General features: G+C 62.9%; 37 protein-coding genes. 3 read left to right on the top strand and 34 right to left on the bottom strand.

The window, feature by feature from the left end; genetic code table 11:
- Positions 1-27: 27 nt before the first annotated feature.
- The 32 genes from rpsD to H8S62_RS16165 all read right to left on the bottom strand — a co-directional run bounded on the left by rpsD (position 28) and on the right by H8S62_RS16165 (position 18,923).
- On the bottom strand, positions 28-657 hold the full coding sequence (gene rpsD / locus H8S62_RS16320) for a 30S ribosomal protein S4 (protein WP_155149206.1): 630 nt from the start codon (positions 655-657) through the stop codon (positions 28-30).
- Between the two features lie 20 nt (positions 658-677).
- On the bottom strand, positions 678-1,079 hold the full coding sequence (rpsK, locus tag H8S62_RS16315; protein WP_155149209.1) for a 30S ribosomal protein S11: 402 nt from the start codon (positions 1,077-1,079) through the stop codon (positions 678-680).
- A 12-nt stretch (positions 1,080-1,091) separates the two neighbouring features.
- Positions 1,092-1,460 (bottom strand): 30S ribosomal protein S13, encoded by a 369-nt coding sequence (rpsM, locus tag H8S62_RS16310; protein WP_155149211.1) that lies wholly within the window; start codon positions 1,458-1,460, stop codon positions 1,092-1,094.
- 18 nt (positions 1,461-1,478) lie between these two features.
- Positions 1,479-1,592 (bottom strand): 50S ribosomal protein L36, encoded by a 114-nt coding sequence (gene rpmJ / locus H8S62_RS16305; RefSeq protein WP_006573428.1) that lies wholly within the window; start codon positions 1,590-1,592, stop codon positions 1,479-1,481.
- A 128-nt stretch (positions 1,593-1,720) separates the two neighbouring features.
- Positions 1,721-1,948, bottom strand: coding sequence for a translation initiation factor IF-1 (gene infA, locus H8S62_RS16300; RefSeq protein ID WP_155149213.1), 228 nt, complete (start codon positions 1,946-1,948; stop codon positions 1,721-1,723).
- Between the two features lie 6 nt (positions 1,949-1,954).
- Positions 1,955-2,275, bottom strand: a complete 321-nt coding sequence (locus tag H8S62_RS16295) for a KOW domain-containing RNA-binding protein (RefSeq protein WP_155149215.1) — start codon at positions 2,273-2,275, stop codon at positions 1,955-1,957.
- Complete coding sequence (map, locus tag H8S62_RS16290; RefSeq protein ID WP_173023917.1) at positions 2,275-3,036, bottom strand: type I methionyl aminopeptidase; 762 nt, start codon at positions 3,034-3,036, stop codon at positions 2,275-2,277. The genes H8S62_RS16295 and map overlap by 1 nt, the downstream gene beginning before the upstream one ends.
- 10 nt (positions 3,037-3,046) lie before the next feature.
- Complete coding sequence (locus H8S62_RS16285; RefSeq protein ID WP_155149217.1) at positions 3,047-3,679, bottom strand: adenylate kinase; 633 nt, start codon at positions 3,677-3,679, stop codon at positions 3,047-3,049.
- 16 nt (positions 3,680-3,695) lie between these two features.
- Positions 3,696-5,063, bottom strand: coding sequence for a preprotein translocase subunit SecY (gene secY, locus H8S62_RS16280; RefSeq protein ID WP_173023916.1), 1,368 nt, complete (start codon positions 5,061-5,063; stop codon positions 3,696-3,698).
- On the bottom strand, positions 5,064-5,504 hold the full coding sequence (rplO, locus tag H8S62_RS16275) for a 50S ribosomal protein L15 (RefSeq protein ID WP_155149218.1): 441 nt from the start codon (positions 5,502-5,504) through the stop codon (positions 5,064-5,066).
- A gap of 14 nt (positions 5,505-5,518) precedes the next feature.
- Positions 5,519-5,701, bottom strand: a complete 183-nt coding sequence (gene rpmD, locus H8S62_RS16270) for a 50S ribosomal protein L30 (RefSeq protein WP_155149220.1) — start codon at positions 5,699-5,701, stop codon at positions 5,519-5,521.
- 14 nt (positions 5,702-5,715) lie between these two features.
- Entirely contained in the window at positions 5,716-6,216 is a 501-nt protein-coding gene (gene rpsE / locus H8S62_RS16265; RefSeq protein WP_155149222.1) for a 30S ribosomal protein S5, read from the bottom strand.
- An 18-nt stretch (positions 6,217-6,234) separates the two neighbouring features.
- Positions 6,235-6,594: a 50S ribosomal protein L18 gene (gene rplR / locus H8S62_RS16260; protein ID WP_186920281.1), complete on the bottom strand. Its 360-nt coding sequence runs from the start codon at positions 6,592-6,594 to the stop codon at positions 6,235-6,237.
- A 14-nt stretch (positions 6,595-6,608) separates the two neighbouring features.
- Positions 6,609-7,157 (bottom strand): 50S ribosomal protein L6, encoded by a 549-nt coding sequence (rplF, locus tag H8S62_RS16255; protein ID WP_186920280.1) that lies wholly within the window; start codon positions 7,155-7,157, stop codon positions 6,609-6,611.
- Positions 7,158-7,172: 15 nt separating this feature from the next.
- The gene (rpsH, locus tag H8S62_RS16250) at positions 7,173-7,574 is read right to left on the bottom strand and encodes a 30S ribosomal protein S8 (RefSeq protein WP_155149230.1); all 402 of its coding nucleotides are present in this window, start codon (positions 7,572-7,574) and stop codon (positions 7,173-7,175) included.
- A 152-nt stretch (positions 7,575-7,726) separates the two neighbouring features.
- A complete protein-coding gene (locus H8S62_RS16245; RefSeq protein ID WP_006573415.1) occupies positions 7,727-7,912 on the bottom strand; it encodes a type Z 30S ribosomal protein S14 in 186 nt (61 codons plus the stop codon).
- A 15-nt stretch (positions 7,913-7,927) separates the two neighbouring features.
- The gene (rplE, locus tag H8S62_RS16240) at positions 7,928-8,485 is read right to left on the bottom strand and encodes a 50S ribosomal protein L5 (protein WP_155149232.1); all 558 of its coding nucleotides are present in this window, start codon (positions 8,483-8,485) and stop codon (positions 7,928-7,930) included.
- Between the two features lie 20 nt (positions 8,486-8,505).
- Positions 8,506-8,823, bottom strand: coding sequence for a 50S ribosomal protein L24 (gene rplX, locus H8S62_RS16235; RefSeq protein WP_155149234.1), 318 nt, complete (start codon positions 8,821-8,823; stop codon positions 8,506-8,508).
- A 16-nt stretch (positions 8,824-8,839) separates the two neighbouring features.
- Positions 8,840-9,208 (bottom strand): 50S ribosomal protein L14, encoded by a 369-nt coding sequence (gene rplN / locus H8S62_RS16230; protein ID WP_155149236.1) that lies wholly within the window; start codon positions 9,206-9,208, stop codon positions 8,840-8,842.
- A gap of 12 nt (positions 9,209-9,220) precedes the next feature.
- Positions 9,221-9,481 (bottom strand): 30S ribosomal protein S17, encoded by a 261-nt coding sequence (gene rpsQ, locus H8S62_RS16225; RefSeq protein ID WP_155149238.1) that lies wholly within the window; start codon positions 9,479-9,481, stop codon positions 9,221-9,223.
- A gap of 17 nt (positions 9,482-9,498) precedes the next feature.
- On the bottom strand, positions 9,499-9,702 hold the full coding sequence (rpmC, locus tag H8S62_RS16220) for a 50S ribosomal protein L29 (protein WP_155149241.1): 204 nt from the start codon (positions 9,700-9,702) through the stop codon (positions 9,499-9,501).
- On the bottom strand, positions 9,699-10,133 hold the full coding sequence (rplP, locus tag H8S62_RS16215) for a 50S ribosomal protein L16 (RefSeq protein ID WP_155149243.1): 435 nt from the start codon (positions 10,131-10,133) through the stop codon (positions 9,699-9,701). Before rplP ends, rpmC begins: the two co-directional genes overlap by 4 nt.
- Entirely contained in the window at positions 10,133-11,074 is a 942-nt protein-coding gene (rpsC, locus tag H8S62_RS16210; protein ID WP_155154293.1) for a 30S ribosomal protein S3, read from the bottom strand. The genes rplP and rpsC overlap by 1 nt, the downstream gene beginning before the upstream one ends.
- A 15-nt stretch (positions 11,075-11,089) precedes the next feature.
- Positions 11,090-11,422: a 50S ribosomal protein L22 gene (gene rplV / locus H8S62_RS16205; RefSeq protein WP_155149248.1), complete on the bottom strand. Its 333-nt coding sequence runs from the start codon at positions 11,420-11,422 to the stop codon at positions 11,090-11,092.
- Between the two features lie 14 nt (positions 11,423-11,436).
- Positions 11,437-11,709 carry a 30S ribosomal protein S19 gene (rpsS, locus tag H8S62_RS16200; protein WP_155149250.1) on the bottom strand — a complete coding sequence of 91 codons (273 nt, stop codon included), beginning with the start codon at positions 11,707-11,709 and terminating at the stop codon, positions 11,437-11,439.
- A gap of 15 nt (positions 11,710-11,724) precedes the next feature.
- A complete protein-coding gene (gene rplB, locus H8S62_RS16195; protein ID WP_155149252.1) occupies positions 11,725-12,561 on the bottom strand; it encodes a 50S ribosomal protein L2 in 837 nt (278 codons plus the stop codon).
- A 14-nt stretch (positions 12,562-12,575) separates the two neighbouring features.
- Positions 12,576-12,875 (bottom strand): 50S ribosomal protein L23, encoded by a 300-nt coding sequence (gene rplW / locus H8S62_RS16190; protein WP_155149254.1) that lies wholly within the window; start codon positions 12,873-12,875, stop codon positions 12,576-12,578.
- On the bottom strand, positions 12,875-13,495 hold the full coding sequence (gene rplD / locus H8S62_RS16185) for a 50S ribosomal protein L4 (RefSeq protein WP_155149256.1): 621 nt from the start codon (positions 13,493-13,495) through the stop codon (positions 12,875-12,877). The genes rplW and rplD overlap by 1 nt, the downstream gene beginning before the upstream one ends.
- A gap of 17 nt (positions 13,496-13,512) precedes the next feature.
- Positions 13,513-14,238 carry a 50S ribosomal protein L3 gene (rplC, locus tag H8S62_RS16180; protein WP_155149258.1) on the bottom strand — a complete coding sequence of 242 codons (726 nt, stop codon included), beginning with the start codon at positions 14,236-14,238 and terminating at the stop codon, positions 13,513-13,515.
- A 245-nt stretch (positions 14,239-14,483) separates the two neighbouring features.
- Positions 14,484-14,798 carry a 30S ribosomal protein S10 gene (rpsJ, locus tag H8S62_RS16175; RefSeq protein ID WP_155149261.1) on the bottom strand — a complete coding sequence of 105 codons (315 nt, stop codon included), beginning with the start codon at positions 14,796-14,798 and terminating at the stop codon, positions 14,484-14,486.
- 577 nt (positions 14,799-15,375) lie between these two features.
- Entirely contained in the window at positions 15,376-17,709 is a 2,334-nt protein-coding gene (locus H8S62_RS16170; RefSeq protein ID WP_186920279.1) for an S-layer homology domain-containing protein, read from the bottom strand.
- Between the two features lie 335 nt (positions 17,710-18,044).
- A complete protein-coding gene (locus H8S62_RS16165; RefSeq protein ID WP_186920278.1) occupies positions 18,045-18,923 on the bottom strand; it encodes a hypothetical protein in 879 nt (292 codons plus the stop codon).
- A 261-nt stretch (positions 18,924-19,184) separates the two neighbouring features.
- Between H8S62_RS16165 and H8S62_RS16160 the strand changes: the two genes are divergently transcribed.
- A complete protein-coding gene (locus H8S62_RS16160; RefSeq protein ID WP_186920277.1) occupies positions 19,185-20,810 on the top strand; it encodes a zinc ribbon domain-containing protein in 1,626 nt (541 codons plus the stop codon).
- Positions 20,811-20,836: 26 nt separating this feature from the next.
- Positions 20,837-22,270, top strand: coding sequence for a tetratricopeptide repeat protein (locus tag H8S62_RS16155; protein WP_186920276.1), 1,434 nt, complete (start codon positions 20,837-20,839; stop codon positions 22,268-22,270).
- Between the two features lie 133 nt (positions 22,271-22,403).
- Here H8S62_RS16155 and H8S62_RS16150 read toward each other — a convergent pair whose 3' ends face one another.
- Positions 22,404-22,844, bottom strand: coding sequence for a hypothetical protein (locus H8S62_RS16150; RefSeq protein ID WP_155149271.1), 441 nt, complete (start codon positions 22,842-22,844; stop codon positions 22,404-22,406).
- A gap of 180 nt (positions 22,845-23,024) precedes the next feature.
- On the opposite strand from H8S62_RS16150, the gene H8S62_RS16145 reads away from it, so the two are divergent.
- Positions 23,025-24,689 (top strand): hypothetical protein, encoded by a 1,665-nt coding sequence (locus tag H8S62_RS16145; RefSeq protein WP_186920275.1) that lies wholly within the window; start codon positions 23,025-23,027, stop codon positions 24,687-24,689.
- 96 nt (positions 24,690-24,785) lie between these two features.
- On the opposite strand, the gene H8S62_RS16140 is transcribed toward H8S62_RS16145, so the two are convergent.
- Positions 24,786-24,956 (bottom strand): 1,3-beta-galactosyl-N-acetylhexosamine phosphorylase C-terminal domain-containing protein (locus H8S62_RS16140; protein WP_186920274.1); only part of this gene is annotated, 171 nt, incomplete at its 5' end.

Below are 24,956 nucleotides of genomic sequence, written 5' to 3'. Positions count from 1 at the left end.
CTAAGCTGCATGAGCGTACGGCATTTCTTACTTGGAGTACAGCTCGACGATGAGGTGCTCCTCGATAGGCAGGTCGATATCCTCCCGGACGGGGAGGGCCACTACCTTGGCCGTGAGGGTGTTCTTATCGAAGTCCAGCCACTTGGGGGCGGGACGGGAGCCGTTGGCCTCCAGATTGGCCTTAAACTTGTCAAGGCTGCGGCTGGAGTCCTTCAGGGTGATGGTCTGTCCGGGCTTCACCAGATAGGAGGCAATGTCAACCTTTTTGCCGTCCACCAGGAAGTGGCCGTGGCCCACCAGCTGGCGGGCCTCGGGACGGCTCATGGCGAAGCCGAGACGGTAGACCACGTTGTCCAGGCGGCTCTCCAGAATGCTCAGGAGGTTCTCGCCGGTCACGCCCTTGCGCTTGGTGGCCATCTCGTAGTACTTGTGGAACTGGCTCTCCAGAACGCCGTAGTAGCGGCGGGCCTTCTGCTTCTCACGCAGCTGCATGCCGTACTCGGAGAGCTTCTTGTTGCGGCCCTGGCCGTGCTGGCCGGGGGCGAAGGGGCGGCGGTCCACGCCGCACTTGTCGGTATAGCAGCGGTCGCCCTTCAGGAAGAGCTTCTGGCCCTCCCGGCGGCACTGGCGGCAGACCGCATCGGTATATCTTGCCATAAATGTTTCTCCTCCTTCTGTTAGACGCGGCGGCGCTTCGGGGGCCGGCAGCCGTTGTGGGGCACGGGAGTCACGTCCTTGATGAGGGTGACTTCCAGGCCCACCGCCTGCAGGGCGCGGATGGCGGCCTCACGGCCGGCGCCGGGGCCCTTCACGTAGACCTCGACGGTCTTCAGTCCGTGCTCCATGGCAGCCTTGGCGGCGGTCTCGGCGGCAGTCTGAGCGGCGAAGGGGGTGGACTTGCGGGAACCGCGGAAGCCGAGGCCGCCGGAGGAGGCCCAGGAGAGGGCGTTGCCATTGGCGTCGGTCACAGTGACCATGGTGTTGTTGAAAGAGGAGCGGATATGCACGGCGCCCTTCTCAATGTTCTTCTTTTCGCGGCGCTTGCGCACCACTTTCTTGCCCTTGGTATTTGCAGCCATGTGTATCCCTCCTTACTTCTTCTTGTTGGCGACGGTACGCTTGGGACCCTTGCGGGTACGAGCGTTGGTCTTGCTGCGCTGGCCGCGGACGGGCAGGCCCCTGCGGTGACGCATACCGCGGTAGCAGCCAATCTCGGTCAGGCGCTTGATGTCCATCGCCACGTCGCGGCGCAGGTCGCCCTCAACGGTGTAGCCGTTGCCGATGACTTCGCGCAGCTTCGCCTCGTCGGCGTCGGTCAGGTCCTTCACACGGGTGTCAGGGTTAATCCCGGCCTCAGCCAGGATCTTATTGGCGCTGGTGCGCCCAATGCCGTAGATATAGGTGAGGCCGATTTCGACTCTCTTATCCTTCGGCAGGTCAATGCCGGCAATTCTTGCCATATTCTTCAGCGCCTCCTTTTAACCTTGTCTCTGCTTGTGCTTGGGGTTCTCACAAATGACCATGACTTTGCCCTTGCGCTTGATGATCTTGCACTTCTCGCACATGGGCTTCACGGACGGTCTTACCTTCATATCAGTTAACCTCCTGAATGCCTGAATGGCCCCGTCGTCAAAGCAAGCTCCGCATCATTCGCTTTCCCGCGGGGTGATGACTCAAAGGGCAAGGCCTTTGAGGGAGTCTTTGACGCGGTCGTTAATACTTACTTGGAACGCCAGGTAATTCTGCCGCGGGTCAAATCGTACGGAGACATCTGCACCGTTACCTTGTCGCCCGGCAGGATTCGGATAAAATTCATTCTGAGCTTGCCTGAGATATGTGCCAAAATGATGTGCTGCTTCCCGTTGGTCCCGATGTCCACATGGAATGTGGTATTGGGCAGGGATTCCACAACGACACCCTCCAGCTCAATCATATCGTCTTTTGCCAAGCGTGATTACCTCCTTGACCGCTGCATGACGGCGGAATTCCCGCCGCCCTCGCCATCGGACTGGTCCCGGAACGCCGCCAGAGCGCGCCGGAGTTCACTGTCGAACACCGGCTGTCCGCCGCGGAGCTTTTCCAGGGCCGGATGGCCGAACGTACCTGCATCTGCCACTTCTACGTGGCTGCGCTTTTTGCGCTTGGGCGCCGCCGCTTTCCGCGTCTTTCCGTCCGCCAGGAGGAGAAAGTCCTCCGCCTCGCCGACCACGCACAGCAGCGTCCCCTTGTCGTGTCCCGCCTTGGAGCGGACAATCCAGCCGCTGCAATCGGACATTACAGCGCTCCATCCAGCCGGGTGAGAATCTCGGGGACCTCGCCGTCGGTAATGAGAATGGAGTTTTCGTAGTGGGCAGAGAGCGAGCCGTCGGCGGTCTTCACCGTCCAGCCGTCCTTCATCAGGCGGATCTCCGCCCGCCCGGCGTTCACCATGGGCTCCACCGCAATGGTCATGCCCGGCTGAAGCCGGACGCCGTGGCCGGCGCTTCCGTAGTTGGGAACCTCCGGGGGCTCATGGAGCTTGGCGCCCACACCATGGCCCACGTACTCGCGGACCACGGTGCACCCGTTGGCCTCCACATACTGCTGAACAGCGTGGGAGATGTCGGACACCCGGCAGCCCGGACGGGCAAATTTCATGCCCTCCCAGAAGCTCTGCTGCGTGACCGCAATGAGCCTTTCCGCCTCCGGGCTTACCTCCCCGCAGGGGAAGGTGCCCGCGCAGTCGCCGTGGAAGCCGTCGATGAAGGCACCCACGTCGATGCTGACGATATCGCCCTCGCGGAGCTTCCGGTGACCCGGAATCCCGTGAATGATCTCGTCGTTCACCGAGATGCAGGCGGAGCCGGGGAAGCCGTTGTAGTTGAGAAATGACGGCCGGGCCCCCTGGCCCTCGATGAACTTGCGCACTGCGGTGTCGATCTCCAGGGTCGTCACGCCGGGGCGCACCAGCTTGCCCGCCAGCTCGCGGGCCTGCGCGGTAATCCGGCCGGCGCGGCGCATATGCTCAACTTCCCGGGGGGATTTCAGAGAGATGATATCCACTGCTTCACATCCCCAGTACTTCCAGGACCACCTTGGTGGTTGCCTCGATGGTGGGCTGGTTCTCCACCATCTTCAGGATGCCGCGCGCCTCGTAGAAACCCTTGAGGGGCTCGGTCTGAACATGGTAGACCTCCAAGCGATGGCGGACGGTCTCCACGGAATCGTCGTCCCGCTGGATCAGCTCGCCGCCGCACTTGTCGCACACGCCCTCGGTCCTGGGCGGGTTGTTCACCACATGATAGGTGGCGCCGCACTTGAGGCACGTGCGCCGGCCCGTCATGCGTTTTTCGATCTCGGCGTCGGAGATTTCAAAGGAGAGGACCGCGTCGAACTTCACACCGTCGTTCTCCAGAAACTCCGCCTGGGCGATGGTGCGGGGCACGCCGTCGAGGATATAGCCGCCCGCGCAGTCCGGCTTGGCCAGCCGCTCCTCGACGATGCCGAGAATGACATCATCGGGGACCAGCTTGCCCGCGTCCATAAATGCTTTTGCCTTGCGGCCCACCGGCGTCCCCTCGCTCACTGCGGCGCGGAGAATGTTTCCGGTGGAGATGGTCGGGATACCTAACTTCTTACTGAGGATTTCGCCCTGAGTGCCCTTACCGGCGCCAGGCGCGCCCAACATAATCAGTTTCATTTCCCGCTCACCGGCCTTACTCAAGGAAGCCCTTGTAGTGCCGCATGAGCATCTGAGCCTCCATCGCCTTCACGGTCTCCAGGGCCACGCCCACCACGATGATGATGGAGGTGCCGCCGATGGACAGGCTGCGTCCCATCGCGGAATGGCTCACGCCGTTGATGATGTTGGAGGTGATAATGGGCAGCAGCGCAATAATCGCCAGATAGATGGCGCCGAACAGGGTGATCTTGTTGAGCACCTTGTGGATGAAGTCGGCGGTGGGCTTGCCGGGCCGGAAGCCGGGCACAAAGCCGCCGTTCTTCTTCAGGTTGTTGGCCACCTCAATGGGGTTAAACTGCATGGTGGCGTAGAAGTAGCTGAAGCCCAGGATCAGCAGGAAGTAGACCACCGCATAGACGATGCCGTTGGAGTCGAACACCTTCATGAAGCCGGACTCGCTGCCGCCGGGGATGAAGGCCGCGATGGTGGCGGGCAGGGAGGCGATGGCCTGGGCGAAGATGATGGGCATGACGCCGCTCATGTTCACCTTCATGGGGATGTGGCTGGACTGGCCGCCGTACATTTTCCGGCCAACCACGCGCTTGGCGTACTGGACGGGAATGCGGCGCTCGGAGTCGTTGATGAAGACGATGAACACCACCAGGGCCAGCATGCCGATGACCACCACGGGGATGATCGCGGGATGCACGATGCTGTTCTCAAAAGCCTTGCGGCTGGTCTCGCCCATGGCGGCGAGATCGCTCTCGCCCAGGTGCATGGACCAGCGCTGCACGCCGGTGATCAGGCCCTCAAGCATGGAGGGGAAGCGGGAGACAATGCCGGCGAACAGGATGATGGAGATGCCGTTGCCGATGCCGAACTCGGTGATCTGCTCGCCCAGCCACATGATGAAGGCGGAGCCGGCGGTGAAACTGAGCACGATGATGAAGCCAGCCAGCACGGTGTTGATATCGCCGGAGATGAGGCCGTTGGCGTTGATGAGGGAGAAGTAGCCGAAGCCCTGCAGGAGGGCGATCGCCACGGTGGTGTACCGGGTGATCGCGGCCAGCTTCTTGCGGCCCTCTTCGCCGCCCTCCTTCTGCATCCGCTCCAGGGCCGGGATGGCCACGGTGAGGAGTTGGATGATGATGGAGCTGTTGATATAGGGCTGTACGCCAAGCGCAAACACCGTCGCCATGGAGAACGCATTGCCGCTCATGGCGTTAATAAGGCCGAAGATGCTGCCGCTCATGGACTCCAGGTACTGGCCCAGAGCCGCGGTCTCAATCCAGGGCACGGGGACGGAGGAACCCAGGCGGAAGATGAGCAGCGCAAAGATGGTGAAGAGAATCTTCTTGCGCAGCTCGGGGATGGCCCAGGCGTTACGGATGGTTTTGATCACTTAGACCACCTCGTACTTTCCACCTGCCGCAACGATCTTCTCCTTGGCGGAGGCGGAAAAAGCAGAGGCACGGACGGTGAGCTTCTTGGTGATCTCGCCGTTGCCGAGCACCTTGACGCCGTACTCACACTTGGAGAGGATACCCTTTTCCAGCAGGTCGCAAACGTTAACGGTGGCTCCATCCTCGAACTTGTTCAGAGCGGAGAGATTCACAATCTCCAGGGGCTTGGCGAAGATATTGTTAAAGCCGCGCTTGGGCAGACGGCGGGCCAGAGGCATCTGGCCGCCTTCGAAGCCGGCGCGGACGCCGCCGCCGCTGCGGGCCCACTGGCCCTTATGGCCGCGGCCGGCGGTCTTGCCGTTGCCGCTGCCGGCACCCCGGCCCTTGCGCTTGCCCACGTGAGTGGAGCCCTCGGCGGGGGAGAGTTCATGCAGATTCATTGACGCGCACCTCCTTACTTTTGCTCGGTGACCTGGAGCAGGTAGCCGATGTGGGCGATCTTGCCCCGGGTAGCCGCGTTATCGGGCTGCACGGTGGTGTCGCCAATCTTGCGGAGGCCCAGGGCCTCGGCGGTCGCCTTGTGCTTGGCAATGCGGCCGTTCAGGCTCTTGACCAGCTTGATGTTCAGGTTAGCCATTGTATAGCCCTCCCTTATCCTACGATTTCTTCCACGCTCTTGCCGCGGATACGGGCCACTTCCTCAGGACCACGGAGGGACTTGAGACCCACCATGGTGGCGGCGACCACGTTCTGGGGATTGTTAGAGCGCAGGCACTTGGTGTAGATGTCCTTGATGCCGACTGTCTCCAGCACGGCACGGACAGCACCGCCGGCGATAACGCCGGTACCGGGCTTAGCGGGCTTGAGCAGCACGCGGCCGGCGCCGAACTCGCCGATGACCTCGTGGGGGATGGTGGTCCCGGAGAGGGTCACATTGCACATATTCTTCTTGGCGTCCTCAATGCCCTTACGGATGGCCTCGGGCACCTCGGCGGCCTTGCCCAGGCCGAAGCCCACGCGGCCCTTCTCGTCGCCCACGACCATGAGCGCGGCGAACTTGAAGATACGGCCGCCCTTGACGGTCTTGGAAACGCGGTTCAGAGAAACGAGCTTCTCGGTGAACTCGCTGGGTTCTCTTTCAAATCTAGCCATGTTCGTTTTCTCCTCCCCTTAAAATTCCAGGCCGCCCTCGCGGGCGCCCTCGGCCAGCGCAGCGACGCGGCCGTGGTAGACGTAGCCGCCGCGGTCGAAGACCACGGTGGTGATGCCGGCGGCCTTGGCGCGCTCGGCGACCATCGCGCCGACCTTCTTGGCAGCCTCGCAGTTGGAGCCGGTGCCCTCAAAGCCCTTCTCCAGGGAGGAAGCGGCGGCCAGGGTTTTGCCCACGGAATCGTCGATGATCTGGGCATAGATGTTGGTGCCGCTGCGGAACACGTTCAGGCGGGGACGCTCGGGCGTGCCGGCGATCTTGCCGCGCACTCTCTTGTGGCGCTTAAGCCGCTGAGCCTTGGTATTGGGACGATTGATCATTGTGGCACACCTCCTTATTTCTTCTTGACGCCGGTCTTGCCTTCCTTGCGGCGGATGACCTCGTCAGTGTATTTGATGCCCTTGCCCTTGTAAGGCTCAGGCGGACGTTTCTCTCTCACTTCGGCGGCGAACTGGCCGACCTTCTGCTTGTCGGCGCCGCTGATGATGATCTTGTTGGGGGTGGGGACGTCGATGGTGATGCCCTCGACCTCCTCCATGATGACCTGGTGGGAGAAGCCGATGTTCATCACCAGCCTCGTGCCCTCCTTGGCAACACGGTAGCCGACGCCGTTCACGTCCAGCTCCTTCTTAAAGCCTTCGCTCACGCCCACCACCATGTTCTGGAGCAGGGTGCGGGTCAGGCCGTGGAGAGAGCGGTTCTCCTTGGCGTCGTTGGGGCGCTTCACGGTAATGACGCTGCCCTCCTGATTAAAGCTCATCGCGGGGTGGAGCTGCTGAGTCAGGGTGCCCTTGGGACCCTTGACGGTGACGAGGTTGCCCTCGCCGATCTTCACTTCCACGCCGGCGGGGAGCTCGATCGGCATTCTTCCGATTCTAGACATTTCTGAGACTCCTCCTTACCAAACGAATGCAAGGACTTCGCCGCCGACATGGGCCTCGCGGGCCTTCTTGTCGGTCATGACGCCCTTGGAAGTGGACACGATGGCGATGCCCAGACCCTTGAGGACCCGGGGCAGCTCGTCGGCGCCCGCGTACACGCGCAGGCCGGGCTTGCTGACACGGCGCAGGCCGGTGATGGCCTTCTCCTTGCCGGGCTGCAGGTACTTCAGGGTGATGCGGATCACGCCCTGGGTGCCGTCGTCGATGAGCTGGAAGTTCTTGATATAGCCCTCATCCAGAAGGATCTGGGCGATGGACTTCTTCATGTTGGACGCAGGTACGTCCACGGTGTCATGCTTGGCGCTGCTGGCATTACGGATGCGGGTGAGCATATCCGCAACGGGATCGGTAATGTGCATGAGTGTTACCTCCTATTAGAGTTACGGGCGGCAGCCCGTATCAGCGGAAGGTATCGGAGTTTGCGGCTCCGACCTGTTACCGCCGGCGGGGAAAAAATTCAATCTGTAGGGCGGGGCGGCGCGGAGGCCGCCCCCTACAGGATTTGAATACCTTACCAGGACGCCTTCTTCACGCCGGGAATCTGGCCCTTGTAGGCGAGCTCCCGGAAGCAGATACGGCAGATGCCGTAGTCGCGCAGATAGGCGTGGGGCCGGCCGCAGATCTTGCAGCGGTTGTAGCGGCGGGTGGAGAACTTCGGCTCGGCCTGCTGCTTGAGGATCATAGATTTCTTAGCCATAATTCATTCTCCTCCTTATTTGCCGGTGAAGGGAGCGCCGATCAGGGACAGGAGCTCCTTGGCCTCTTCGTCGGTGTTGGCGGTGGTGCAGATGACCACATCCAGGCCGCGGATCTTGTCGATCTTATCGTACTCGATTTCGGGGAAAATGAGCTGCTCCTTCAGGCCCAGGGCGTAGTTGCCGCGGCCGTCGAAGGCGTTGGGGTTGATGCCGCGGAAGTCGCGCACACGGGGCAGGGCCACATTCAGCAGGCGGTCCAGGAACTCCCACATCTTGTCGCCGCGGAGAGTGACCTTCGCGCCGATGGGCATTCCCTCACGGAGCTTGAAGTTGGCCACGGACTTCTTGGCCTTGGTGATGATGGCCTTCTGGCCGGTAATCTTGGTCATATCGCTGACGACGGCCTCGAGGACCTTCGCGTTGTCGCGGGCCTCGCCGCAGCCGCAGTTGACGACGATTTTGTCAATCTTGGGAATCTGCATGACGCTCTTGTAGCCGAACTTCTGCATGAGAGCAGGAGCGACCTCGGCCTGGTACTTGCTCTTCAGGTTGGGCATCTTCTTATCAGCCATTGTAGTTCACTCCTCCTCTCTTAGATTTCTGCGCCGCACTTCTTGCAGACGCAGACCTTCTTGCCGTCGGCCAGCACCTTGTGGGCGGGCCGGGTGGGCTTGTCGCATTTGGGGCAGACGCGCTGCACCTTGCAGGCGTAGAGCGGGGCTTCCTTCTTCAGGATGCCGCCCTGGTCGCCCTGCTGGCGGGGCTTGGTGTGACGGGAGACCATGTTGACCTTCTCCACCACGACCTTGCTCTCCTTGGGCATGACCTTGAGGACCTTGCCCTTCTTGCCCTTGTCCTTGCCGGACAGGACCACGACGGTATCGCCCGTCTTGATGCTCATCTTATTCATGTCTTCTCCTACCCCCTTACAGCACTTCGGGAGCCAGGGACAGGATCTTCATGTAATCCTTGTCGCGCAGCTCGCGGGCCACGGGCCCAAAGATACGGGTCCCGCGGGGATTCTTGTCGTCCTTGATGAGGACGGCGGCGTTCTCGTCGAAGCGGACATAGCTGCCGTCGGCGCGGCGAACGCCAAACGCGGTGCGGACGATAACGGCCTTGACGACCTCGCCCTTCTTCACCGTGCCGCCGGGCTGAGCCTTGCGGACAGAGGCCACAACGACGTCGCCGATGTTGCCGTACTTCCGCTTGGAGCCGCCCAGGACGCGGATGGTCTTAATTTCCTTGGCGCCGGTATTATCGGCCACCTTCAGGTAAGTTTCCTGCTGAATCATTCCGGCACCTCCTTACTTCGCTTTTTCAATGATTTCAACCACGCGCCAGCGCTTGTCCTTGGACAGGGGGCGGGTCTCCATCACTTTCACACGGTCGCCGATGCCGCACTCGTTGAGCTCGTCGTGGGCCTTGAGCTTGTAGGTGCGCTTGACGATCTTCTTATACAGGGGATGGGCCACACGGTCGGCGATGGCCACCACAACGGTCTTGTCCATCTTGTCAGAGACCACCATGCCGACTCTGGTCTTACGGGAAGAAGTTCTGTTATCCATGTTCTATTTCCTCCTTCTTATCGGCTGGTGAGCTGCTGCTCACGGATCATGGTCTTGACGCGCGCGATGTCCTTCTTGACTTCGGCGATCTTGATGGGGTTCTCAAGCTGATTGGTGGCGTGCTGAAGACGGAGCTGGAAGAGATCCTTCTTCAGGTCGCCCAGCTTGGTCTCCAGCTCGGCGGCGGAGAGCTTACGGATTTCATTCGCTTTCATCTTCATTCACCACCATTCTCGGTCTCGGCGGTCTCTTTCTTCACAATCTTGCACTTCACAGGCAGCTTGTGGGAGGCGAGACGCAGTGCCTCGCGGGCGGTCTCCTCAGAGACGCCGGCGATCTCGAACATGACGCGGCCGGGCTTGACCACGGCCACCCAGTACTCGGGGGAGCCCTTACCGGAACCCATGCGGGTCTCGGCGGGCTTCTCGGTGACGGGCTTGTCGGGGAAGATCTTAATCCACACCTGACCGCCGCGCTTGGTGTGACGGGTCATGGCGATACGGGCGGCCTCGATCTGGTTGCTGGTGATCCAGCAGGGCTCGGTGGCCTGGAGGCCGAACTCACCGTAAGTGACAGTGTTGCCACGGGTGGCCTTGCCCTTCATACGGCCGCGGTGAACGCGGCGATATTTGACTCTCTTAGGCAGCAGCATTAGTTGGCGCCTCCTTCCTTCGGAGCAGTGGGAGCGGCGGGGCGGGGGGCGGCGGGACGGCTTTGATTGTAGCCGCCCTGGGGACGCTGACCGCCGAAGCCCTGGCCGGCGGGACGCTGGCCGTAGCCGCCCTGACCCTGGCCGGCGGGACGCTGACCGTAGCCGCCCTGACCGGCGGGACGCTGGCCGTAGCCGCCCTGGCGCTGGCCGCCGAAACCGCCCTTGCGGTCGCCGTCCCGACGGTTGTCCCGGCGGGGGGGACGCTCCTTAAAGTTCTTGGTGTCCAGGGTGCGGGGGGTGGTGCGCAGGGTCTGAGTCAGAACCTCGCCCTTGTAGACCCACACCTTGACGCCGATGCGGCCATAAGTGGTGGCAGCCTCGGCGAAGCCGTAGTCGATATCGGCACGGAGGGTCTGCAGGGGAATCGTGCCGTCGTGATAGTGCTCCACGCGGGCGATCTCGGCGCCGCCGAGACGGCCGGAGACCTGGGTCTTGATGCCGCGGGCGCCCATACGCATCGCGCGGCCCATGGCGTTCTTCATGGCGCGGCGGAAACCGATGCGCTTCTCCAGCTGCTGGGCGATGTTCTCCGCCACCAGCTGGGCGTTCATGTCGATGTTCTTGACCTCGACGATGTTCAGCGCCACGCTCTTGCCGATCATCTTCTCCAGGTTCAGGCGCAGCTTCTCGATGTCCGCTCCGCCCTTGCCGATGACCACGCCGGGACGGGCGCAGTGCAGATACACGCGCACCTTGGCGTTGTCACGCTCGATCTCAATCTTGGGGATGCCCGCGCCGTACTGAGTCTTCTTCAGATACTCGCGGATCTTGTGGTCTTCCACGAGGAGGTCGCCCACTTTTTCATTGCGGGCATACCAACGGGAGTCCCAATCCTTGATCACACCCACGCGAAGGCCGTGGGGATTGACTTTCTGTCCCATATTTTTCCTCCTCCCTTAGCGCTCAGCCACAGCGATGGTGATGTGAGAAGTGCGCTTGTTGATCCGGAACGCCCGGCCCTGAGCCCGGGGCCGCATCCGCTTGATGATGGGGCCGGGGTTGGCATAGGTGGCGGACACGTACAGCTTCTCAGGGTCCATCTGGTGGTTGTTCTCCGCGTTGGCCGCGGCGCTCTTGAGGATCTTCAGCATGAGCTCGCTGGCGGCCTTGGGAGTGGACATCAGAATTGCGGTGGCCTGGGGAACACTCTTGCCCCGGATCAGATCGCACACGATCTGCACCTTGCGGGGAGAGATGCGGGCATATCTCAGAGTTGCTTTGGCTTCCATGTTATCTCTCCTCCTTACTTACCGGACTTGGCGCCGGCGTGGCCGCGGAAGGTGCGGGTGGGAGCAAATTCACCCAGCTTGTGGCCGACCATGTCCTCGGTGACATAGACGGGCACGTGCTTCCGGCCGTCGTGCACGGCGAAGGTATGACCCACGAAGGAGGGGAAGATGGTGGAGGCGCGGCTCCAGGTCTTCAGGACCTTCTTCTCGTTGGTCTTATTCATTTCGTCGACCCGCTTCAGCAGCTCAGGAGCGCAAAAGGGGCCTTTCTTAATGCTTCTGGACATCTTTTACTCTCCTCCTTACTTCGCGTTACGATGCTTGACGATAAACTGCTCGGTCTTGTTCTTCTTGGCGCGGGTCTTGTAACCCATGGCCGGCTTGCCCCAGGGGGTAACAGGCCCGGGACGGCCCACAGGGCTCTTGCCCTCGCCGCCGCCGTGGGGGTGGTCGCAGGGGTTCATGACGCTGCCGCGCACGGTGGGCCGCCAGCCCATGTGGCGCTTACGGCCGGCCTTGCCGATCTGGATGTTGCCGTGGTCGGTGTTGCCGACCTGGCCGATGCAGGCCTTGCACTCCTCGCGCACGTAACGGACCTCGCCGGAGGGGAGGCGGACCTGAGCCATGCCGTTCTCCTTGGCCATGAGCTGGGCAGCGGTGCCGGCGGACCGGACCAGCTGGGCGCCCTTGCCGGGGTACAGCTCGATGTTGTGGATGGTCTCGCCCACGGGGATGTTGGCGATGGGCAGGCAGTTGCCGGGCAGAATGTCGGCCTCGGGGCCGGAGACAATCTTGTGGCCGGCCTTCAGGCCCACAGGCGCCAGGATATAGCTCTTGGTGCCGTCCTCATACTGGATGAGGGCGATGTTGGCGGTACGGTTGGGATCGTACTCAAGCCGGAGCACAGTGGCGACCTCGCCGTCCTTCTGACGCTTGAAGTCGATGATACGGTACTTCTTCTTGCTGCCGCCGCCGCGGTGGCGGACGGTGATGCGGCCGTAGCTGTTGCGGCCGGAATGCTTCTTCAGATTCTCAAGCAGGCTGCGCTCGGGCTTGGCCTTCTTGTCAATCCCCTCGAAGGCGCTCACGGTCATGTGGCGGCGGGAGGGGGTTGTGGGCTTATAAGTCTTGATAGCCATTTCTTACTTCCTCCTTACACCATGCCTTCGAAGAGCTCGATGGACTTGGAATCCTCGGTGAGGGTGACCATCGCTTTCTTCCAACTGGGCCGGCGGCCCTTGGGATACGCGCCGGTGCGCTTCTCCTTGCCCTGCATATTCAGGGTGTTGACCTTGGAGACCTTCACGCCGAAAATCTCCTCGACAGCCTTGGCGATCTCAATTTTGTTGGCGCTCTTGGCCACCTCAAAGGTGTAGCGCTTCATCTCGGTCTGCTCCATGGACTGCTCGGTCACGATGGGGCGCTTAATGATGTCATAAGCGTTGGTAGCCATTACGCAAACACCTCCTCGATGACGGCCAGGGCGGCCTTGTCGACGATGAACTGCTTGGCGTTCACGATGTCGTAAACGGAGAGCAGCTTGGCGGTGGTGGTGACCACGCCGGGAATGTTCCGGGCGGACAGCACCACATTCTCGTTGACCTCGCTGGTCACGAGGACGGCCTTGCCGGCCTCGACGGCGGTCAGGAAACCGGCCATGGCCTTGGTCTTGATCTCGCCCAGGTTCAGACCGTCGACAACAATGACGTTGCCCTCGGCGGCTTTGGCGGAGAGTGCGGACTTCAGAGCCAGGCGGCGGACCTTCTTATTGATGGTGTAGCTGTAGTCCCGGGGCTTGGGGGCGAACACGATGCCGCCGTGGGTCCACTGGGGGGCGCGGGTGGAACCCTGGCGGGCGCGGCCGGTGCCCTTCTGGCGCCAGGGCTTGATGCCGCCGCCGGAAACCTCGGCGCGGGTGAGGGCGCTCTGGGTGCCCTGACGGCAGTTGGCCAGGTGGTTCTTGACGGCCTCGTGGACAACGGCCTGGTTGGGCTCGATGCCGAAGATGGCGTCGGAGAGCTCCACTTCGCCGACCTTCTTGCCGGTCATATCAACAACAGTTGCTTTAGGCATTTGGTATCTCTCCTCTCTTACTTGTTACGCGCAGAGGCCTTCTGCGGGTTGGCACGGCCGGAAGCCTTCTGCGGGTTGTTGGAGATGCCCGCCGCGGCGCCCTTGGCCTTGACGTTGATGACGCTGTTGCGCAGGTACACGATGCCGCCCTTGGGGCCGGGAATGGCGCCGCGCACGGCGATCAGATTGTACTCGGGGTCGACCTTGACCACGTCCAGGTTGAGGACTGTGATCTGCTCGTGACCCATGTGGCCGGCGCCAATCTTGCCCTTAAAAATCCGGCTGGGATCGGTACCGGAGCCCATGGAGCCCGCGTGACGGTGAACGGGGCCGCCGCCGTGGCTCATGGGGGTGCGCCGGGCGCCCCAGCGCTTGATAACGCCCTGGTAGCCCTTGCCCTTGCTGACGCCGGTGACGTCCACGCGGTCGCCCTCGGCAAAGCTGTCGGCCTTGACCTCATCGCCGACGTTGAGGGACTCGGCATTGTTGAGGTCGAACTCCTTGAGGACCTTCTTGGGCGCCACGCCAGCCTTCTTCAGGTGGCCCAGCTCGGGCTTGGAGAGCTTGCGCTCGGCGACGTCCTGGAAGCCCAGCTGAACGGCGCTGTAGCCGTCCTTCTCCACGGTCTTCTTCTGCACCACGGCGCAGGGGCCCGCCTCAATGACGGTGACCGGGATGACGTGGCCAGCTTCGTCGAAGATCTGCGTCATGCCGACCTTCTTGCCGATAATGGCCTTTTCCATGTGTTTTCCTCCTTATAAAGGTTATTGGTTGAAAAACGTGGGGCATCGGGCTCCCCATTGGTTTTTCAACTTGACCCGTCCATCTCAAAACGCGATGGACTGCGGTACTGACTTCGTCACAAAGTCCGCTTCGTTCCGCTTTCCTCACGTGGGGGAAGGCTTCACTGCGCTACCTTACTCCTTCTCTCCAAATCAAACCCGCTGCGCTGGGCTTTGATTTGGGATTCGGGAGAAATGCGGGGGGCTTACAGCTTGATTTCGATCTCCACGCCGGCGGGGAGCTCCAGCGCCATCAGGGCCTCCACGGTCTTGGGGGAGGGCTTGAGGATGTCGATGAGGCGCTTATGGGTGCGGCGCTCGAACTGCTCGCGGGAGTCCTTGTACTTGTGGACGGCGCGCAGGATGGTCACGACCTCTTTCTTGGTGGGCAGGGGGATGGGACCGGAGACGGAGGCGCCGGTGCGCTTGGCGGTCTCCACAATCTTCTCGGCACTCTGGTCAATGAGCTGGTGGTCGTAGGCCTTGAGCCGGATGCGGATCATTTCTTTCTGAGCTGCCATGGTGTTTCCTCCTTAAAACATACGAAGTGGTTGGGTTGGAAGCTGCCGCTCCGTACGGTGAGAGATTTCTTATCCACGGCTTCGTGCGTATCACTCCGTGGCATGAAGAAAACCGGCGCTAAGCAGGCCGGTTTTATCCATGCGCCGGCGATATACGCCCGTGCATAGATCCCTCAGCCGCCCGATAAACGGACATACTCCGCGGAAGTTACCGGTTTTCACCGCAATCTCCCGCATCATCGCAGACTGCGCCCAAACAGGCGCTTTGATATAATATCGCAATTATACACTTATGTCAAGGCTTTCAGCCGTATTTTTTCATGTTTTTTCAAGGCTTTCCGGGCTTTTGCCCACCTTTGGACATAGTGCCCAAAGCCGCCCCGCCGACCCACGTCTCCTCTTGGCCCCCTTACCAAGGGGGCTGTCCGGCTTTACCGGACCGGGGGAATCTCCCGCGACCGCCGCACCTCTGCCAGGGGCGGCCAATATCCGCCCGTGTTCCCCCGCCCACGGGCGTAAAAACGCCCGGACCGAGGCATCGGTCCGGGCGCCGGGTTCGCGGGAAACGGAAGCTGCGTCAAATCTTGATGATTACGCTGGCCTTAAAGTTCCCGTCCTTGTACTCCCCGTAGATATCCAGGCTGTCCCCGTTCTGCAGCTTGCTCAGGGAGATGGTCCCGCTCCCCACGGTCTGGATAGAGAGGCCGGCGGGTACGTCCACGGTGACGATTTTCTCATCGGAGGTGCGGAAGAGGATGGTCTTCTCCTTGGTCTCCACCGTTATGACGGTGCCGCTGATCTTTGTGGCGTTGCTGCCGGCGGCCCGGTCCACGTCAATGGACAGCACCTCGTCGCCCTCGGTGATCATGGCCACATGGTAGTCCACGGCCAGCTCACTCACGTCGATGATCTTGTCATCCCGGGTGACAGAGATGCTGCCGTTGAGCTCATAGGTCTTGGTGCCGCCGCCGTTGTCCAGCTCCACGTCGATGGTGTAGCTGGTCTTGGTCTCGCTCTTGCCGACAATGGTGCCCGAGACGTTGGCGCTCCGGGGCACCGAATCAATGAGGGTCACCTCGTTGTAGCGGCTGGTCACGGTGACCGAGTCGCCGGTGCGGAGCTTGCTCAGGCTGGCCGATTTCCCGCTGCGCTGAACAGAGGGGGGATCGGAGAGGTTCAGATCGAAGGTGACGACGGCGCCCTGGGCCGTGGAGACGGAGAGCACCATTTTGGCGGTATCGCTGCTGGGATAGTCGATGCCGGCGATGGTCCCCTCGGTCACCTTGGAGCCCGGGTAGCCGTAGAGTGCGGTAATCTCTCCGCCAGTGACGCGGACGGTGACGAACCAGTCCTTCTGAATCGCGCCCAGGCCGACCGCCTTGCCGCTGTAGTATATCTCGGCCGTCTCGGCCAGATTGTAAGTGGTGGCCTTGTTGGTGCTCAGGTCGCTGACGGTCACATTATCCACGCCGCCGGCGCTGCCGGTGCTTCTCACCGCGCCCTGGACATAGCGGGTCACCCGGTCCATGGCCGCGGAGGAGACGGTGCCGTCGTCGTTGGAGACCCGCAGGTCCACATAGTTGCCCACGTGGCTGGCGTCGAGGCTGGAGAGAGACAGGCCGTTTGCGGTGATGGTCGTCCCGGCGGGCACGGTCAGGCGCTGGAGCTGACCGTCCAGGCCGGAGATCACCAGCACGGCGCCGCCGCTGGCCTGGGTCTCCACGCTCTTGATGACGCCCTCCTCCCGGCGGGTGCCCCCGGTGAGCTGCACGGCCACCAGATGGCCCAGCTGGTCGATGCGGCAGACGGCGTCGGTATAGCCCGCCTCCGCGTCGATGAGGCTGCGGTCCCCGGTCTTGCCGCCCACCTGGACTTCAGTGAAGCGGTCGTAATTCACGCTCTGCGTCGTGCCGTTGACGTTCAGAAGCAGCGTGCTGTCGGACACGCCCACCACGGACCCGGCAACCGTCTCCACGCTGCCGGAGAGACGGATGGCCATGGGGGTGCCGTCCTGGTCGAAGCAGACCCGGGCGTAGGTCCCGCTCACCAGGAGCTTGCTCTCCACCAGCATGCTGTTTTCGTAGATGGGGGTGGCGGCGGGGATGGAGATGGTCTTGTCGCCGGAGATGTCGCTCTTGAGGACCAGGTTAATCTTGTCCTTGGCGCCCGCGGCGGCGCTGACGATGATACCGGCCTCCCAGTTGTAGTCGGTATACTCGGGCAGCTCCACGCTGGTGCCCGACTCGTCCATAAAGTCGATGGCGCGGGATAGCATGGTGGCCGCCACCGCGCGGGTGACGGTGCTCTTGGGGGCGAACGCCTTGTTCTCATTGCCGGTGACAATTCCGTATGTATTTAAAAGATAGACATAGGGCTCCATGCCGGCGGTAATATCCTTCTTGTCCGTAAAATCCAGCGTATAGGTGGACAGGTTCTCCGCCATGGGCGCAAGCTGCATGGACCGGACCAGATAGAGGGCAAAGTCCTCCTTGGCAATGGGCTTGCTGATCTCCCCGGACTGCCACAGCTCCTTGAGCTCCGCGTAGGAGAGGATGCCCGCCTCGATGCAGGTGGCAAACTCGTCCCTGGCCCAGTAGGCGGCGTCCCCGGTCAGGCCCGCAATCTGGTCCGCCCGGTCCCTGCCGATCTCCTGGCGGAGGGCGGTCTCCACGCTGATGCGGGCGCAGAGGGCGAGCGCCTCCACGGCGGTCATCGGCTTGTCGGGCTTGAAGAGAATCTGCCCTCCCTCCGAAATGCCGGTAAAGATGCCCTTCTGGGTCATGTCATTTACATATTCGGCGGCCCAATTATCGGCAGGAACGTCTGGATAAGCGGCCATGGCGGGCACAACGGTCAGGGAGAGGACCATTGCGGCCGCCAGGACGCAGGCCAAAAGGCGATTTCGTTTCATAGCGCACCTCCATGCAGGTCCGGGGGGTTCCCGGTCTTCCGCCCACCGGCGGACGGGTGATTGATAGATATACTTGACATAATTATAGCGGCTTGTCCCGAAAAAAGCAACGGTAGAACCGTCGATTTCTCCCCGCCCCCACCAATTGCCAGCAATGGAACAGACGCCGTCAGCGGAAAAAAGTTCCGCGGGCCGCGCAACGACGCCCCGGCCCGCCCGGATGCCATCCCCCTGCGCCGTCTCCATCCCCCGCCCTCCCCGGGCCCTCACACCGCAGGGAAAACGGCCCCCGGATTTTTCCGGGGGCCGCGTCTGTGCAGTCAATACCGATTGGATCAGCCCACCGGCTCCGCATCTGCCGCCGCGTCGGGCAGGACAATCTCGGCGGCGGAGTTGAAGTTGGCGCAGGTCATGCTGACCACGGCCCGGGTCATCGTCCGGCCGCTCTTTTCAATGTGCCCGCCCAGGGTCTTGGAGATGCTGTCCGTCATGTCCTCCAGGATAGCCGTCAGGTCCATCTCATACCGGACGGGATAGCCCGTGGCCTCATCCACCCAAATATGTACGGTCAGCCCCTTCAGGTTCTTTCCCAGATCGGAGCGGATTTTACTCTGCTGGTCCTCGCTCATGGAGCTGATGCTGTCCAGAAGCTGTACGTTGTCCAGCGCCTCCACCAGCTGCGCGCCCTTGAGGGTGTTCTCGTACTTGACGGCGTCTCCGCCCTCCAGGGTCTCCGTGCCCACCTTTCGGAAGGCAGCGCCCTCAGCTAGGAAAAGCTGAATGCTGTCGGTGGGAGTCATCTCCTCCATATCGGAGCTCGCCACCGTGCCCTTGGCCCATCTGCTGCCGTCGGTGATGTACTGGCTGTAGCCCTCGCCCTCCTTCAGCATGTAAATGGTCATATTTTGGCTCATATGCTCCTCTCCGGAGGTCAGCTCGGTAGTGGTGTCCGCCATGAGCCGGGGCTCGGGCGCGGTGATGAGGGTCACCTTCATCTGGTTGGTCACGGAGACGGAGACCGCCTCGCCGTCGGCGTCGGCCATGGAGTAGTCCATCTCGGTGCGGTAGACCGACTCAAAGCTGGTGGCTGCGTCCAGCTTCGCCTGGGCCGCCTCCACCTCCGCGGTCTGATCGCCTCCGCCGCTGCAGGCGGCCAGGCTCAGGGTCAGAAGGGCCGCGAGGGCCGTGGCCCCGGCCCGCTTCATCCGATTCATCTGGTTCTTCCTTTCTGTGTGGGAAATGAAACGTCGGTGCTTTGTCATATCGCAAACACGCGGCGTCTCATGGTATACGGCGTCGGCGGCGGTCCTCCGCGCAGCGCAGGCGCCGACCGGGCCAATTATACCATATTGTCCGGCCGCTGTCACGCCTCTTTCCGCTCGGCCCGCTTTTTCTTGCAATAGGGAATATTATGTCATAGAATGGGATTATCCGAAACCGGCCGCACCCGCCACGCTCCCGAAAGGAGGACAGCGATGATTTGCAGACATTGCGGCGCACAGGCCGACGAGGGCGACCTCTTCTGCGCCGGCTGCGGCGCGCCTCTGGTTGACGCCGCGCCCGGGGACGCCGTCTCTCCCCTCTTCTCCCCCGGCGGCGGTCCCTCGCCGGAGGAACCGTCTTCCCCAGCCCGGGCTCAACAAGCGCCGGGCCGCCGCCGGCTGCTCCTCGCCGGCCTGGGCGCGCTGGTCCTGCTGGCCGCCGTCGCCGCCGTCCTGTTGTGCCGCCCGGGAGGGACAGTGACCGACGTTACCCGGCTGGAGCCGGACTGCCTCTATCTTATCAACTCCGGAGAGAACTATGAGAAAATCGCTGTCTATTCCGGAACCGCCCTGGTGGCCCGGGCGGACGCCTCTTACAGCTTCGACCTGTCCATGGACCGCAAGGTCTTCTCCTATGTCGATACCGACGGCACGCTCTGGCGCGTCACCGCCGCCGGAGCGACGGCAATCACATCCGGCGTGGAGCGCGCCATCCTTTCCGACGGCGGCGACGCTGCGGCCTTTCAGACTGCGGAGGGGGGCGTTTATCTTCTGGCGGACACCGGCGGCGCGCCCGTTCTGCTCTCCGACGACTGCGCGCTGGAGAACGTCACCCTCTCCCCGGACGGCAGCGCCGCGGCCTTCACCACGGGAGTATCCTCCTCTGCACCGGCCGGGCTGATGCTCTTTCTCCCGGGCAAAGACCCGGTGAGGGTCTGCGGCCAGGGCGTCCCCCTGGCGCTCAGCGACGACGGCCTGCTCTACTACTACCAGATGTCCAGCGTCTACAATAACCGCGGAGACCTCTACGCCTATCGGGACGGCGTCTCCACCCTGCTGGCGGAGCGTATGCTCACAGAGCTCTCCATGGCCGTCAGCCGGAACCGCCGGGAGCTGATCTTCACCAGCCTCGGGAAGTGCTATCTGGCCCGGGACGGCGCGGAGCTGATATTGCTGTCGGAGGCGGTGCAGTTCTTCCCCGGCACGCCGAACGGCGCCGCAAGCCGTCTTTTGAGCCTGTCCAAGTATCTTACCGTCTCCCCCGCCGACTCCTTCGTGGACTGTGTCCTCTATTCGCAGGACGGTCTCTATTATTTGGATGAGAACTACTCCTGCAGCAAGCTCACCGACCAGGTATACGCCTTCACGCTCTCCGCCGACCGCAGCCGGATGCTCTACCAGACCAGGGAGGGGGACTTTTACCTCCTGCCCGACCTCCGCGGCGGAGAGCCGGCCCGCCTGCTGCTCCATCTCAGCGGCTGCCGCGCCTATGACACGGCCCCCGACCTCTCCATCACCTATTACCAGGAGTCCTTTGAGGAGGGCGGGCCCATCTACTCCCTGGATCTGTCGGGCAACACCGCCCTGGTGACGGAGAGGGCGGAAGCCTCCCTGCTGAGCGGATATACCGACGTCTTTTATTTCCTCACCGACGGGCGGCTCCACTATATCCTCCCCGGCGAGAGCGAGATTCATGTGGCGGCGTCCGATACCGCCGTCCTCAGCCTGTTTCCCGCAGGCCCGCGGGCCCTCTGCTATTTTACCGACGGGCAGGGGGGCTGGCGGCCCTACTGCGAGGAGTCCCCCGGTGTCTTTGTCCCCCTGGAAACCGCAGCCTGAAACGGCCCCCCATTGGAGGTGGATTTATGACCTGCCCATACTGCGGCGGCAAGAACGCCGCCGGCGACCAGTTCTGCCGCACCTGCGGCCGCACCCTGTTGGACGGCCCCATCCCGTTTACCGACCCCGAGCCCGCCTTCCCGCCGCCGGACGTCGAAAACGAGGCCGCGGCCCCCGTTGTCCTGACTCTGGAACCTCCCTCGCCCTCCGCCGGAGAGGAGGCCGCCTTCTCCACCCGGCCCCCGCCTTTGACGGAGGAGGCTGCCGCGCCGGATCTCCCCCCGGTCGAGGAGCCGCCCGTGCCCGACAACCCGCCGGGTCCTGACCTGCCCCCCTTCCCCCCTCCGCCCCCCGCGTCGACGGAGGACTGGCCGGACGAGGAGTACGGCGCGGACGAGGACGGAGCCCCGCTCCCCCTCTACCCGCCCCGCTGGCCCAGGGCGGTTCTGCTCCCCCTTCTGCTCTCACTGGCCCTTTTCCTGGCGACCACAGCCGCCGGGCTGTCCACCGCTCTGACCCTGGGCGGCGGCGGCGGGGCTCTCCGGGCGGCGGCGCCGGGTCTCCCCCTATCCCTGCTCTCCCCGCTGCGGCTGATGGCCGGCCTCAGCAGCCCTGCCGCCGCCGCGGGCTTTTGGCTCCTGGCCGCGGGGCTGGCCCTTGCCCTCTTCCGCCTGGCCTCCCGGCCTCTGGCCGCCTGGCGCTGGCTGGGACCCGCCCTCGCTCTAGGCGGCCTTCTTCTGCTGCTTGCGGGCATCCGCTTTTCGGCCTTCACGTCGCTGCTGCCGGGGAGCTGGGCCCCCCTTCTCTCGGCACTGGAGAGAGACAACGGCCTCTCCTGGAGAATTTTCGTCGCCGGCGTGTCCCTTCTGGCCGCCGGGCTTGTCGTGCTGCTCTCCGCTTGCGCCGTCCGGCGGGGGCCGGCGGAGCGGCGGGGCCTCTCCCTGGCCCTGCTGACCCTGTGTGCGCTTCTGCTCTTCTCCTCCGCCTCGGCGACCCTGTCTGGGGCCTATACCGCCACCGCCGGGACCCTGACCCGTTCCGTCCTTCTCACCCCCCCGGAGGACCCCGCCCTGCATAAGGCCCGCGCCGCCGACCGCGAAGGCGACCATCAGAAGGTGCTGGAGCTGCTCTCCGGCCTTCCCTCCGACGCCACCGCGGAGATCCCCCTCCTGCTGGCCCGGAGCCATATGGCCCTGAACGATCCGGATAACGCCCTGGCCGTCCTCCGCCAGGGTCTGGAGCAGTTCCCCCGCGACGCGGCGCTGAGCGCCGCCATGGCCGACGCCCTGACTGCGCTTGGCAACCGGGCGGCGGTAGCCGCCGCCTCCGACCGGGCGCGGATTGACAAGGCCATCTCCTATTATCAGGAGGCCCAGCGCTACGCCCCGGAGAACACCACCCTGAGCCTCGCCATCCTGGCCCTCAACGAAATGGCCGCGCAGTACCAGCCCGCCCCCTGACCGGCAAAGTCCGCACCCCTTACAATAAGTGGGCATTCCAGGCCTTGCTCCCCTGTCGTTTCTCATATGGGGATAGCTTTGGTCAATGACAGAAAAGGCGCTGCCGTTTGAAACGGCAGCGCCTTTTTTAACACTACTGATGAATCTGCGCGCCGGGTCCGGCCACCTGGATGCCGCGGGTGCGCATCTCCGCAAGGAAGCTCTCCTGGCCGGTAAAGAGAAACTCCACACCGACGCTGTGCCCGTCCCGGAAGGCGAATACCATGCGCTTGCCGCCCCGGATGCACACCCGCTCCAGCTCGCCCATGGGGAAGCGGCGGGCGGCCAGATATCCGTCGCAGTAGTAGAGCTCCTCGTCGTCCTCCAGCCTGATTCGCGCCCGCCAGGGCCGCAGAAGGGAGAGGACGCCCAGCACCAGAATCACGATGGCCGCCACCCGGTAGAGAGTGCGGGTGGGGTCCCCCAGGGGGCGGTTCCACCCCCCTGCCAGCCACAGCCATACTGTCACGCCCACGAAGACCAGCCCCGCCGCCGTATACATACACCGCAGGGATTTACTCATACGGTATTCCATTAAAAAGACCTCGATTCAGATTGCCTTGACGCTCCCGCGTCCCCGTGGTAGAGTTATTTTAAGAAAGGCCCGCCCTTTCCATCAGGGGTCTTACTATACGCCCGGGAGCGCCGCTTGTCAAGAGCGCCGTTCCGGTCCCTGCCGCCCCGTCTTCAGAGAAATCAGGAGAGGATGAAAACGATGAGCGATACCGATTTAACCCCCGGCGGCGCCCCGGCCGAAGAGGGTCAGCCGCTGACCGAGTGGCCCCTGCCCTCCGGCGGCGTTGATCCTGATCCGGATATTCCGCCCACCCCGGAGTCCGACCCCACCGCAGAGACCGTCCCCCCAACAGAGGGATGTCCCGGCGCTGAGTCGTCCCCCAACCCCGAGACCGCCCCGGTGGGCTTCTATGGCGGCAGCGTCACACCGCCCGAGCCGCCCAAGCGGGACAAAAAGAAGCTCAAGCGCGGCGTCGCCATCGCGGCCGCCGTCCTCCTGGTGGTCGCCGCCGCAGCCGTCTTCGCCTTCCCGGCCATTCTCAAGGCGGTAAATCCCAAGGCCTATGTGGCAGGCTGTATGGCCAAGACCATGGCGAGCTACGCGCCCGGTGACGCCGCCGCCGTCACCGCCGCGCTGAAAGACAAGCCCACCCGGCAGACGCTATCCTTCCACCTGGGCGAGCTCTCCGAGGACACGGCGAGGGAGTTTGCCGGCTCCCTCGGCATCAGTCCCGCCGATGTGCCCGGCACGGGCATTGAGTACATCATCGAGCTGGACCGCGAAAATCGCCAGGCCGCGCTGGAGATACCCGTCTATCTGGGCCGCAGCCCCCTCGCCTCCCTTGTGGTTATGCTGGAGGATGATAAGCTCTCCTTCGGCAGCGACCAGCTCACCGCCGGGGACTACTACTTTATCCACACAGAGACGCTGGGCGCCGACGTACTCGCCTCCCCGCTCTTCGGGCCGGACAGCCCCATGGACCCTGCGTTCGGCTTCAATTTCTTTGAGCTGAGCGACACCACCCAGACCGCCTCCGCGCTGAGCGGCGAGACCGTTGCCGAGCTGGCGCGGCTCTCCGCCGAACTCAATGAGACGATTACCGTCGCCAACGCCGGCTCCGCCACAGTCCAGTCCGTGGCCAGGGAGTACTCCGCCACCCGGTATACCATGACCGTACCCGTCGGCGCCCTGCGTGTTTTCCTCTCCGACGCTATGCGCGTCCTCATCCAGGATGAGTTCTTCTCCTATGTCACCGATGACAGCTACTTCGATTTGGACGAGTATATGGACAGCTTTGACAGGAGCTTAGCCTTCCTGACGAAGGATGTTCTTATCGACTTCTATATCGCCGGTAACCGGGTCGTCCTTCTCGAGGCGCTCCTGCCCACGGAGGACCGCGGCCGGCCTGCGGAGATTCGTCTTAAACTGGAGTGCGACAGCGGAAAAGCCCTGGTCGCCACGCTGACCTGTGCCGAAAGCGGCGGCGTCCCCTTTGGCCTGGTCTGCTCCTACACACTGGACGGCGACCGCTTCGGCCTGAATGTCGTCTCTACGGGCGGCGACGGAGCAGGTCCCCAGTTTTACGCCTCCGGCACCTTTACCGCGGACAGATCCGCCAAGCGGGTCGCTCTGGACTTCTCCGAGCTTACCATCCAGACGGTGGAGGAGAAGCTCTCCCTCTCCGGCGGATACTCCATTGAGTCCCTGGTCGGTTTCACCCGTCCCTTCCCCCAGGAGTCCATACCGTTTCTGGAGATGGACAGTGAGGGGTACTACGAATTGATTGCAAAGATTAACGCCGGTGTGAACTCCATTGCCCAGTCCATCGGTACTGCGGGCACGGCAGGCGGCGTTTACTACTAAGCTCCGTTTGAAAACAGCGCCGCCGCTCGTTCCACTCAGACGGCACTCCGTCTCAGACCAAAAGCAGCCGCATCCTTGAAGGATGCGGCTGCTTTTTTATTCAATTTCGTACCAGACGATCTGATTTGGTTCAAGGCAAAGGGTGAACGCGGAGCCGTCGCCCCGGTAGACGGTGGTGGACTGGCTCTCGTAGGTGTTGTTCACCACGCAGAACTTTCCGTTCTCCACAAAGGCGTGGACCTCCACATTGAAGTTGTCGGAGTACCA

The sequence above is a fragment of the Lawsonibacter faecis genome, assembly GCF_014287675.1.
Classification (GTDB): Bacteria; Bacillota; Clostridia; order Oscillospirales; family Oscillospiraceae; genus Pseudoflavonifractor; species Pseudoflavonifractor faecis.
This window is presented reverse-complemented; position numbering and strand designations above follow the sequence as displayed.